The organism is uncultured Thiodictyon sp. (genome assembly GCA_903837595.1).
Classification (GTDB): domain Bacteria; phylum Pseudomonadota; class Gammaproteobacteria; order Chromatiales; family Chromatiaceae; genus Thiodictyon.
Genome location: CAILVI010000284.1, coordinates 19,179 through 31,131, shown reverse-complemented (window position 1 = coordinate 31,131; position 11,953 = coordinate 19,179). Strand labels below are relative to the sequence as shown.

Here is an 11,953-nt window from a genome sequence, read left to right as displayed (position 1 = left end):
ATCAGGCCAGGGTCTCCCGGACCTGATCCGACTCGCACGGTACGGGCACCGCGGGCGGCGGCGCGTGCCCGAAACCCGCAAGCGTTAACAGCAGGGGGGCGAGATCGGCGTCCAAGGCAGCGATGCGCGCCTCGATGTCCGCCCGTGGGGCCTGTGCATCGAGCGCCGCTTCAAGTTCCTGCGCCCGCCGGCACAGGGCCACGGCGCCGAGGGTAGCGGCGGCGCCTTTGAGGGCGTGAGCCAACCGCTGCGCCTCGCCTGGCGCACCGGTCGCCAGGTGCCGACGCAGTGCGGCCACGTCGTCGGCGTGGCCCTGCGCGAACAGGGTCAATAATCGCACGTAACTCGTCAGTTTGCCGCGCACGCAGCGTAACCCGGCCTCCAGGTCGATTCCGCCGATGCCGTCCAAGGTCTGTCGTAAGGCCTCGTCCTCGGACTGCGCGGCCGGTGCGGTCGCGTCGGCCAGCCCCGGCGCGGCGGGTCGCGGCAGCCAGCGCAACAGGGTCGCATAGAGCCGTTCGGGTTCCACCGGTTTGCCGATGTGGTCGTCCATGCCGGCATCCAGACAGCGCTGGCGATCCTCCGCAAAGGCATTGGCGGTCATGGCCAAGATGGGCAAGTGGGCATGTCCCGGTTGCGCGCGGATGCGCGCGGATGCGGCGGGTCGCCTCCAGCCCGTCCATCTCCGGCATTTGCACGTCCATCAGCACCAGCGCGTACTCCCTCGCCAGCACGCGCTCGACCGCCGCGTGACCCGTTGCGACCACCTCCACGACCAGACCCAGACCGCTCAAGATCTCGCGCGCCACCTCCTGATTGACCGGATCGTCCTCCGCCAGGAGCAGGTGCACGCCCCGGTAATCGCGCGCCAGGACCAACTCCGGGGGCTCCGCACCCGGCCCCATCCCGGCGCCCGCTGGCGCGGCCTCCGGCACCGCGACCCGGGTCAGCCGGGCCGTCGCCCAGAAGGTGCTGCCCTGCCCCGGGGTACTCGTCACGCCCACGTCACCGCCCATCAGGTTCGCCAGGCGGCGGCAGATGATCAGCCCCAAACCCGTACCACCGAAGCGACGGGTGGTCGAGTCGTCGGCCTGGGCGAACGCCTCGAACAACCGCGCCTGTTGGTCCGCCGTCAATCCGATCCCCTGATCCTCCACCTCCAGACGCAGCAGCAGGGTTTCCCCCTGATCCTCCGCCACCCGGATACGCACCTGGACCCGACCCCGCTCGGCGAACTTGATGGCATTGCCAATATAGTTGAGCAAGATCTGTCCCAGGCGCAGGGGGTCACCGCGCACCGCCGCGGGGACCGCGGGGTCGATGTCCCGCTCGATCGTCAGGCCCTTGGCGAGTGCCCGTTCACCCAGGATGCCGAGTGTATGATCGACCACCTCGGCCAAGACGAACGGGATCGTCTCCAAGCCCAGTTGATCGGCCTCGATCTTGGACAGGTCCAGTATGTCGTTGATGATGCACAAAAGGTGCTGGCTGGCCTCACCCACCTTGGCCAGTTGTGCGATGGACTGCGGGTCGGTGAGCCGCTTGCGCAACAGATAGGTCAGACCGACGATGGCATTGATGGGGGTGCGGATCTCGTGGCTCATATTGGCCAGGAAGGCACTCTTGGCACGCGTGGCCGCCTCGGCCTGGTCGCGGGCCTCCACCAATTCTGCGGTACGCTCCGCGACCACTTGTTCGAGGTGCTGCCGATAGCCTTCGAGGGCCGCCTCCAGCCGTTTGCGCTCGCCGATGTCGCGGATCAGTCCCACCGCCTGCCGGCGGCCGTTCACGTCCATGCAGGACAGCGACAGCTCAATGGGAAACTCCTGACCGTCGCGGCGCAGCGCCACCAACTCGAGGGTCCGGCCGATGGCCTCACCTTCGCCGGTCTGACGAAAACGCGGCCAGGCGTGTCGATAGGCGCCGCGAAAGCGCTGCGGTACCAGGGTCTCGTGCAGGTTGCGGCCGAGGATCTCCTCTCGCGTATAGCCGAACATCCGCTCGGCGGCCGGGTTCCATTCGATGACGCAGCCCGCGTCGTCCATGAGGATAAAGGCGTCGTGCATGCTCTGCGTCGCCATCCGATAGCACTCTTCACTCGCGCGCAGTGACTGTTCCGAGTCACGCAGATTGGCCTTTTGTTCGGCCTCCGCCAGGGCCCGCGTGACTGCCGCCGGCAAGCGGGAGAGCCGATCCTTCAGCAGATAGTCGCTGGCGCCCTGGTGCAGGGCCGCCACCGCCAGGTCCTCACCCATGGCGCCGCTGACGAAGATGAACGGCAGCTCGGGGTCCCGCGCCCGGACCAGGGCCAGTGCAAGGCCGCCGTCGAAGTCCGGCAGGTGATAGTCCGCCAGGACCAGGTCCGGGCGGAAGGTCTCCAGCGCCGCGACGAAGTCCGCCTCGTGCTCGACCCGTCGCGACTCGAAGTCGATACCGGCCTTACACAGACTGCGCTCGTTGAGCTCAGCGTCGGCCGGATTGTCTTCCAGCAGCAGGATGCGCAAGGGGCGGTTCACGACGGCGACCGGATATCGGGCGGCACACGATTGAGCAGCACCCAATACATACCGAGATCGGCCACCACTTTGGCGAATTCGTCGAATGCGACCGGTTTGGCCACGAAGCTGTTCACCCCGAGCTTGTAGGTGGAGACCAAGTCGCGTTCCTCCTTCGACGAGGTGAGCACGACCACCGGCAGCTCGTGGGTCTGCGCATTGGCGCGTATCTGCGTCAGCACCTCGATGCCGTCGACCTTGGGCAGGCGCAGATCGAGCAGCACCACGCGTGGCAGGTCAATAGGCCCCGCGTATTGGCCGCGATGGAACAGATAATCCAGCGCGGCCTCGCCGTCCTTGACCCAGATGACCCGGTTGGCCAGGTTGTGTTTCTTCAGTGCGCGCAGTGCGAGCTCAGCATCGTTGGGGTTATCCTCCACCAGCAGGATATCGACCACCGAATCGGTCATGCTCATGATTCACTCCTTCTCGGACAGGGCCTGATCCGGCCTGACCGGAAGCCCGAAGCGGAACTTGGCCCCGACATTGACGGCACCTTCGGCCGCCACCTGTCCGCCGTGTTTTTGGACGAAGCGCTTGACGATGGCCAGGCCGACGCCGGTACCGGCGAATTCGTCCATGCCGTGGAGCCGCTGGAACAGGCCGAACAGCTTGTCCCGGTAGTCCGCATTGAAGCCGACCCCGTTGTCCTTGACCTCAAACCAGATCAGGTCATGCTGGCTTTCCGCGCTGACCTCGATGCGCGCCGGGTCACGGTGGCGGCTGAACTTCAGGGCGTTGTCGAGCAGATTCTGCCAGACCTGCTGTAAGGCACGCCGATCGGCACAGACCGACGGCAAGTCGGCCCGCTGGAACTCGACCGGCCGCCCGGTACGCTGTTGCGCGAGCCCCGCCCAGACCGCGTCGACCAGGCCATTCATATCCAGCGGCGCCAGTTCCAGGTCCATCCGCCCGGCACGGGACAGGGCCAGGATGTCGTCGATCAATTGTGCCATCTTACGCGCGTTATCGCTGACCACGCCGAACAGACGCAGCCCTTCTGCATCCAGTTGGGGCGCATAGTCTTCCCGCAAGATGGCGCTGAAACCGTCGATGGCGCGCAGCGGCGCGCGCAGGTCGTGCGAGACCGAGTAGCTGAAACTCTCCAGGTCCGCGTTGGCGGTTTCCAGCTCCTGGGTCCGGCGTGCCACGTCGGCCTCAAGGCGACCCTGATAGGCACTGCCTGCCGCCTCTAACTGCTTGCGCGCCGCGATGTCCTCGACCAGAAAGATGAAATGCAGCGCCTCGCCGTCGGTGCCCCGCACCAGCGAGATGGTCCGGTTGATCCAGACCAGCGAGCGATCCTTGCGGACATAGCGCCGCTCCACCGAATCGACTGGCCGCTCCCCCGCCAAGAGCTTGTGCATCGCCTCGGTATCGGATTGTCGGTCGTCCGGATGCTCGATGTCCTGGAGGGCGATGCGCGGCAATTCCTCGATGGGGTAGCCGAGGATCTCGCACAGCTTGTGGTTGACACGCAGCCAGCGCCCATCGACGCCGACATGGGCGATCCCGATGGCGGCCTGCTCGAAGGTGACGCGGTTGACCTCCTCGCTGGCGAACAGGGCCGCGGTGGCCTGCTGAGCCGCCACGGCCTGATCCAACGCCTGTTGGAGGATGTGCGCCCGCCAGTGACTCGACTGGGAGCGCCACCAGAACCAGTTCACCCCACCCACTCCGCACAACTGCAACAAGGTGACCAGCGCCAACCACAACGCCCATTGCCGCAGCGGGGCATCGACCTCGCGCGTGTCCTGCTTGGCGACCAGGATCCAGGGTGTCCCTGGGACCCGGGCGGCGTAGCCGAGCACCGGGTCGCCGGCATAGTCGCGGGCGCCGCGCTGGATGCCGGTCTCACCGCGCACGGCACGGGCCGAGAGCAGTCCCGGCTGGTCGATCGGGACCCGGATGGTCATCGGCGGCGCCTTGCGCGTGACGATATTCAAGATGCTCTCGCCCTCGGGTCTGGCCAACACGGTCTCGCCGGTCTGGGAGGGCAGCGGCCAGCGTAACAGCAGCGGGAAGACCTGCCGCTGCGCGGGCGCGCCCAGATAGATGGCGCCAACGACTTGGGTGCCCGATGCCGTGATGCGTTTGATGGGTCCGACCATGCCGATCTGGATCGGCTGGCCCGGCTGCCGGTGAAAGTCAACCAGTTGGGGTCGGTCCTGGCGCATCGCCGCGCTGGCCTGCGGCCCGAATTCCGCTTGGGAGGCAATACCTTCGCTACGAATGCGTTCATTGCCCGCGGGGTCGAAGAGCGCAATCGTGTCATAGGGCTCATTCTGTCTCATCGCCGCGAGACGCGCCTGAATCACTGCCAGTGTCGCCTCATCCTGCCCGCCCTGGCTCAGCCAGCGATCGAAATCGACCGCCAATTGCGAGCCCAAGCCGAAAAAGTCGACATCCGTGGAGCGTTCGCTCAACCAGGTCTCGAGCTGACCGATCTTCAGTTCAGCCACCGCCTGCAAGGCGGCCTCGACGCCGGCTTGGCGGTCGGAGCGCAGGCCATGGAAGACGGCCAGTGCGACCAGCAGCAACAAGGCCGCGGTGACCAGAAAGACGGTCAGCGGCAGCGTTGGTCGGGTCTCGGGTTCGGGGGCGGTCATGGGGGTCCAGTCGGCGGTGCCGGTCAGCTGAGTTTAGCCGTTCTCGCTCCCAACGGGCTCGGGGTCTCTAACTCCCCTCAACGGCTGCGGAAAAACGTGCATAATCGTTCCGAAGATTGTCAGACCCTGCCTTCGGCCGCAAGCGCCGCACGGCGTTTCCGTCGGCCTTGCATTCCAAGCCGCATCCGGACTACCCTCGACCCCAGTCTCGCACTTAGACGGTTGGGTTTCCTCCCCGCATGTTGGTAATTCTCGGAAGGTACCGCAGTATCATCCTGGCAATCGCGGCCTGGGGTGTTGCAGTGCTCTGCCTGCTGGTTGCACCTGGCGCGAGAAGCGCGTCGCCTCGCCCGATCCTGGTCGGTTCCGAGAGCGGCTTCCCGCCGTATGCCGACGCAGACGCGATGCTTGTCTGGGCGAGCGGGGGACTGGGATTGGCGTTGCTGTTGTTCGGGAGTTGGGCGTGGACGTTGCGCCAAAGCCGTGAACGTCTGAGAGTGAGCGAGACACGCTTCCGCCATTTCTTTGAGAAGAATACCTCGGTGATGTTGCTCATCGATCCGGCCAGCGGTGAAATCATGGCCGCCAATCAGGCCGCGGTCACCTATTACGGCTACCCGCGGCCCGGCCCGGTCGGCATGCTCATCAGCGCGATCAACACCCTGCCCCCCGACGAGGTCGCGCTGGAGCGGCAACGGGCGCTGCACGAGGAGCGCAACTATTTCAATTTTCGGCACCGCATCGCGAACGGCGAAGTGCGCGATGTCGAGGTCTTTTCGACGCCGGTCGACGTCGGTGGCAGGCCGCTGCTGTTTTCCATCATCCATGACATCACTCAGCGCAAGCAGCAGGAGATTGCCCTGCTGGCGTCCAACGCCCGTCTGGCCTTGGCGCAAAGCACCGCCCGTGCGGGCGTTTGGGATTGGGACATCGCCAGTGGCACGCTGTCATGGTCGGATGAATTTTTTCATCTCTTCGATGTCGATCCGGCCAAGACGCAAGCGAGCTTCAGCACCTGGCGGTCCGCGCTGCACCCGGAAGACCGGTTGGCGGCTGAAGCACGTATCGGTGACGCCATGCGTGCCCATGTCCCACTGATCAACGAATATCGCATCATTCTGGGATCGGGACAGGTCCGCTGGATCTACGCAACCGGCGACACGACTTACGATGCGCAGGGTCAGCCCCTGCGCATGACCGGCATTTGCATCGACATTAGCGCGCGCAAGCAGGCGGAGGCGGCATTACGCGATAGCGAGGAAACGTTCCGGACCTTGGCGGAACTGGCGCCGGTCGGCATTTACCTCACCTCGCCCGACGGCGGTTGCCTGTATGCCAACAAACGCTGGTGCGGCATGGCGGGGATGGCCCCGACGGCGGCGCTCGGGGACGGTTGGTTAGCGGCACTGCATCCTGAGGATCGCGCATCCGTTGCCTCGGACTGGCAACGGACGGTCGAGTCCGGTGGAAGTTGGGACCAGGACTACCGCTTCCGAACGCCGGGTGGGGTCATTACCTGGGTGCGCGGGCTGGCTACGCCACAACGCGACGACACCGGCACGATTGTCAAATATATCGGCGTCAACCTGGACATTACCGAGCACAAACAGGCCACCGACGTTCAGGCCTTTCTGGCGCGCACCAGCGGTCGCTCTCCGGGAGAGACATTCTTCCATGTGCTGGCGCGCTACCTCGCCGAAACCCTGGATATGTTCTATGTCTGCATCGACCGCCTGGAAGGGGATGGGCTGACGGCCCGCACCCTTGCGGTGTGGTGCGACGGACACTTCGAGGACAACGTCTGCTATGCCCTGAGGGACACGCCGTGCGGCGATGTCGTCGGCAAACAGGTCTGCTGCTTTGCCACCAGCGTCTGCGAGTGCTTCCCACGTGACCAGGTGCTCCAGGACTTGCAGGCGGAAAGCTACATCGGCACGACGCTGTGGAGCCATGATGGCCGGCCGATCGGCCTGATTGCGGTGATCGGGCGGCAACCGTTGCAGAACCGCCAGTTCGCCGAAACCGCATTGAAACTGGTGGCGGTGCGCTCCGCCGGGGAATTGGAACGGCTGTTGGCCGAAGAATCGCTCTACGCCAGCGAAGAGAAGTACCGCCGGTTCGTCGAGTCGGCCAACGAAGGCGTCTGGGCCACGGATGCCGCCGACCGCACGAGCTTTGTCAATGCCGCGATGTGCCGGATACTGGGTTATCTGCCCGCAGAGATGATGGGACGCACCGTCGAATCGTTCCTGTTCGAGCAACACGTGGCGGACCAGCAGCCGCGCATTCAGGAAGGGCATGCCGGCAAGGTGGATTCCCACGACGAGCGCTGTTTCCGTTGCAAAGACGGTCGTGCCTGCTGGTGTCTCGTCAGTGCGACTGCGCTTACGGATGAACAGGGTGAGTATGCCGGTTCGCTCGCCCTGTTGACCGATATCACCGCCGCTAAAGCCGCCGCGGCGGAGCTCGCCCAATATCGCGCGCAGCTCGAACAACTCGTAGAGAAACGCACTGAACAACTGGCCGCCGCCAAGGACGCCGCCGAGGCCGCCAACGTGGCCAAGAGCGCCTTCCTCGCCAATATGTCGCACGAAATACGCACGCCGCTCAATGCGATTACCGGCATGGCCTATCTGATGAAACGCGACGGCGTGGCCCCGAAGCAAACCGAACGGCTCGACAAGATCGAGGCCGCCAGCCAACACCTGCTGGAAATCGTCAATGCCGTTCTCGACCTCTCGAAGATCGAGGCGGGCAGGTTGGTTCTCGAGGAGGTAGAGGTCAACCTGAGTGCCATCGCAGCCAATGTGGTGGCCATGCTCGCGAGTCAGGCGCAGACCAAGAATATCCGACTGCTGGTCGAGGTGCCGCCCATGCCCTACCGGCTACTGGGTGATCCCACGCGGCTCCAGCAGGCGCTGTTGAACTACGCGAGCAATGCGGTCAAGTTTATGGAACGCGGTACCGTGACGTTGCGTGCCGCCGCCGCGTTGGAAGAAGCAGACAGCATCCTGGTGCGCTTTGAAGTCCAGGATACGGGCATCGGCATCGCGCCGCAAACCCTGCCCAGGCTATTCTCGGCCTTCGAGCAGGCGGACAACTCCTTCACGCGACAATATGGCGGCACCGGGCTGGGCCTCGCCATCACCCGCCGCCTGGCCCAGTCGATGGGCGGGGAGGCCGGGGCGCAGAGCACCCTCGGCGCCGGCAGCACCTTCTGGTTTACGGCACGGATCAAGATCGGCAAGTCGGCCACGGCGACAGCAATCTCCCCGGCTGCCGATGCCAGCGAGGCCACGCTGACGCGCGACTATTTTGGTTGCCGTATCCTGCTGGTTGAAGACGAACCGATCAACATGGAGGTTTCACGCGAGCTGCTGGAGGCCGCCGGCTTGGTGGTGGATGTGGCCGCAGATGGTGCCGAAGCGGTGGGGCTGGCCGGTCGACAGGCCTACGACGTGATTCTGATGGACATACAGATGCCCAACATGGACGGGCTCGAAGCCACTCGGCGGATACGCCAGCAGCCGGACGGCTCCCGGGTTCCCATTCTTGCAATGACGGCGAATGCCTTTGCGCAGGACAAGGCGAAGTGTTTCGCTGCCGGGATGAACGATTATGTCAGCAAACCGATTGAACCGGATACGCTATTCGCAACGCTATTGAAGTGGCTGGCGCGCCCTCGGGACTGAGGTGGTTCCTCACCGATGATCAAGGCCGAACAAATGCGGCTATCGCCGGGTCCGCGCGCAGCGCCTCCAGGTCCGACTCGGTGGGCAATACCGGCCGGTCGCGTTCGCGGTTGACCATACACAGAAAACCGAGGGCCGAATCCGGGTCGGCGCGGAATTGGTGCCAGGTCCAGGGCGGGATACGCACCAAGTCCTGTACGCCGATCGGCGCAACGTCTCGGCCCACCAGGCAGGCACCCCGCCCGCTCAGCACCAATACACCGTGGGCGTGCTCGTGCCGCTCCAGGGTGGAGTGCCCGCCCGCGGCAATCTCGAAATAGCGCAGTTCGCAGGCGAGGGTGTCGTCACCGATCAGCACCTGGCGGGAGATGGACTTGAAGGGTGCGCTGCCGCTGGGTTTATAGTCCAGCAGGTCGATCCCTTCCCAGCGCTGACCTGGGAGCGAGCGAAGGACCGGGGAATCACTCATCGATTCACCACGATCTGGTCGAAGATGCCGCCTTCGGCGAAGTGTTTCTGTTGGACCTCGGCCCAGGGACCGAGCAGTTGCTCGACCTCGAAGGTTTTGATCGGCGGGAAGCGCTCCGCGTTCTCGGCCAGTACCGCAGCCGAGCGCGGGCGGAAATAGTGTTTCGCGACCAGACGCTGACCGGCATCGGTAAACAGAAAGTCGAGATACGCCTTGGCTGCGGCGGCCGTGCCGTGTCTGGCGACGACGGTTTCGACGACGGCCACCGGGGCGCTGGCATCGATGCTGAGCGAGGGATAGACCGCGTCGAACTGGTCCGCGCCCAGCTCGCGCGCAATCAGCGCCGCCTCGTTCTCGAAAGTGACCAGCACGTCGCCGATCTCGCGTTGGGTGAAGGTGGTGGTGGCCCCCCGCCCGCCGCCATCGAAGACCGGGACGTTGGCAAACACCTTTTGCACGAATTGCCGTGCCTGAGTCTCGCTGCCGCCCGCGGCGATGACGCTACCCCAGGCGGCGAGATAGGCATAGCGGCCGTTCCCGGAAGTCTTGGGGTTGGGCACGACGACGGACAACCCGGGGCGGGCGAGGTCGGCCCATTCCTTGACGCCCTTGGGATTGCCCTTGCGCACGAGGAACACCGAGGTGGTGGTGTAGGGTGAGGCGCCATGGGGGAAGCGGTCGCGCCAATCTTTCGCCACCAGACCGCCGCGCTCGACCAAGAGGTCGATGTCGGGCGTCTGGTTCATCGTGACCACGTCGGCCTGCAGGCCGGCCGCGACCGCCAGCGCCTGTTTGCTGGAGCCGCCATGGGATTGGTTCACGCCGATGTCCTGGCCGGTGTCCTTCTTGTACGCGGCAATAAAGGCCGGGTTGATGTCCTTATAGAGCTCCCGCGTCAGATCGTAGGAGGCATTGAGCAGCGTGGTCTCGGCCAGGGCAGATAGCGATAGCGTGACAAGGGCCAAGGCGCCGAGGGCGGAGCCGAGCCTGGAACCGAGCCTGGAACTGATCAGGGAGCGTCGTGGGGCAGTCATCGCGGGTGGCCTCGGGCTTACAAGATGAAACGCGAAGGCTAACACGCCACAGAAATCCTGAGAACGATCGATTGATCATTAGGATATTGTGTTTTCGTCGATTGGCGCCTTGGCGTGATGACCGCCCTTTCTAGGATCATCATTCCAGCCGGCGGCGGACTTGGCGCGGAGCGCCAAACACACGCGTGACACCGCTGGAGCGGTGTCACGAGAGCTCGGCGGTGTCACGCAATCGGCCGTGTCACGAGGATGAGAGGGTCAGCCGTCCGATAAGCTCCGCTTGTCCAGCACCCGCTTAGCCTTGCCGGCGAAACGCTCAATGCGGCGCGGTTCCACCAGGTCCACCTCCGCCCGGATGCCGGCCACGGTGTGGATCTCGCGCGCAATGCGCTCACGCAGGCCCTGCATCCGGTCCATGCGGTCGGAGAACATCTCGGCACGGATCTCCACCTTCACCGTCACCTGATCCAGGGTCCCCGGGCGGTCCACCTCGATCAGATAATGAGGCGTCGTGCCCTCCACCCGCAGCAGGGCCTCCTCGATCTGGGACGGGAAGACGTTGACCCCGCGGATGATCAGCATGTCGTCGCTGCGCCCGGCCACCCGGCTCATACGGGTCATGTGGCGCCCGCAGGCGCAGGGCTCACGATAGAGCCGCGCGATATCGCGGGTGCGATAGCGGATCATCGGCACTGCCTCGCGGGTCAGGGTGGTAATGACCAACTCCCCGGGCTCCCCCTCCGGAACCGGCGCCAGGGTCTCCGGGTCGAGGCACTCCACCAGAAAGTGATCTTCCTGCAGGTGCATCCCGTTGCGGGCCGCGCATTCGCCGCTGACACCAGGGCCCATGACCTCGGACAGTCCGTAGTTGTTGAATGCCAGAATGTCGAGTTGCTCCTCGATCTCCCGGCGCATGTCCTCGGTCCAGGGCTCACCGCCGAAATGACCAAAGCGCAGGGGCAAGGAGCGCGGGTCCATGCCCAACTCGCGGGCGCCGTCGGCGATGGTCAGCGCATAGCTCGGGGTGCAGATCAGCACCTCGGGGGCGAGGTCGTGAATGATGTCGAGTTGCCGGCGGGTGTTGCCGGAGGCGGCGGGAATCACGGCCGCGCCGACCTGCTCCACCCCATAGTGGAGCCCGAAGCCCCCGGTGAAGAGCCCGTAACCGAAGGCAATCTGCACCGTGTGTTCGGGTCTCAGCCCCCCGGCTACCAGGAAGCGGGCGCAGAGTCCCGACCAGGTCTTGAGATCCTGCGCGGTGTAGGCAACGAAGGTCGGCCGACCGGTGGTCCCGGATGAGCCGTGGATGCGCGCCACCTCCCGGCGGGGCACCGCCAGGAAGCCCAGCGGCTGATGGCGACGCAGATCATCCTTGGTAGTGAAGGGCAGGCGCCGGACATCGTCCAGAGAGCGGATACTGCGCCGGGTGATGTCATGCAGGGTGAAGTAGTCGCGATAGAACGGGACCTCGGAGACCCGCGCGACCAGATCGCGCAGGCGCTCCAGTTGCAGGGCCTCCAGAGCGGCGCGCGGCAGGGTCTCCGCGGGATCGAAGACACGGTTCTCGATGGCAAATCCGGAAGCCGGCATAGGT

At 65.1% G+C, this 11,953-nt stretch carries 7 protein-coding genes and 1 pseudogene; 1 reads left to right on the top strand and 7 read right to left on the bottom strand.

Annotated features, from left to right (window positions below):
• Position 1: 1 nt before the first annotated feature.
• The 4 genes and pseudogenes from QZY44_RS35810 to QZY44_RS15620 form a co-directional block, all read right to left on the bottom strand.
• Positions 2-604: an Hpt domain-containing protein gene (locus QZY44_RS35810; protein WP_365304542.1), complete on the bottom strand. Its 603-nt coding sequence runs from the start codon at positions 602-604 to the stop codon at positions 2-4.
• Between the two features lie 70 nt (positions 605-674).
• Positions 675-2,516 (bottom strand): annotated as a pseudogene (locus tag QZY44_RS15630) (ATP-binding protein); the annotation flags it as partial.
• Positions 2,513-2,971 carry a response regulator gene (locus QZY44_RS15625; RefSeq protein WP_295447942.1) on the bottom strand — a complete coding sequence of 153 codons (459 nt, stop codon included), beginning with the start codon at positions 2,969-2,971 and terminating at the stop codon, positions 2,513-2,515. The gene QZY44_RS15625 and the pseudogene QZY44_RS15630, both read right to left, overlap by 4 nt.
• Before the next feature lie 3 nt (positions 2,972-2,974).
• Positions 2,975-5,164: an ATP-binding protein gene (locus QZY44_RS15620; RefSeq protein WP_295447940.1), complete on the bottom strand. Its 2,190-nt coding sequence runs from the start codon at positions 5,162-5,164 to the stop codon at positions 2,975-2,977.
• A gap of 497 nt (positions 5,165-5,661) precedes the next feature.
• On the opposite strand from QZY44_RS15620, the gene QZY44_RS15615 reads away from it, so the two are divergent.
• Entirely contained in the window at positions 5,662-8,856 is a 3,195-nt protein-coding gene (locus QZY44_RS15615) for a PAS domain S-box protein (protein ID WP_295447937.1), read from the top strand.
• Between the two features lie 19 nt (positions 8,857-8,875).
• On the opposite strand, the gene QZY44_RS15610 is transcribed toward QZY44_RS15615, so the two are convergent.
• The 3 genes from QZY44_RS15610 to QZY44_RS15600 form a co-directional block, all read right to left on the bottom strand.
• Positions 8,876-9,325, bottom strand: a complete 450-nt coding sequence (locus tag QZY44_RS15610; RefSeq protein WP_295447934.1) for a cupin domain-containing protein — start codon at positions 9,323-9,325, stop codon at positions 8,876-8,878.
• Positions 9,322-10,359, bottom strand: a complete 1,038-nt coding sequence (locus QZY44_RS15605; protein ID WP_295447931.1) for a sulfate ABC transporter substrate-binding protein — start codon at positions 10,357-10,359, stop codon at positions 9,322-9,324. The genes QZY44_RS15610 and QZY44_RS15605 overlap by 4 nt, the downstream gene beginning before the upstream one ends.
• Positions 10,360-10,617: 258 nt before the next feature.
• Positions 10,618-11,949, bottom strand: a complete 1,332-nt coding sequence (locus tag QZY44_RS15600) for a phenylacetate--CoA ligase (RefSeq protein ID WP_295447928.1) — start codon at positions 11,947-11,949, stop codon at positions 10,618-10,620.
• Positions 11,950-11,953 lie beyond the last annotated feature (4 nt).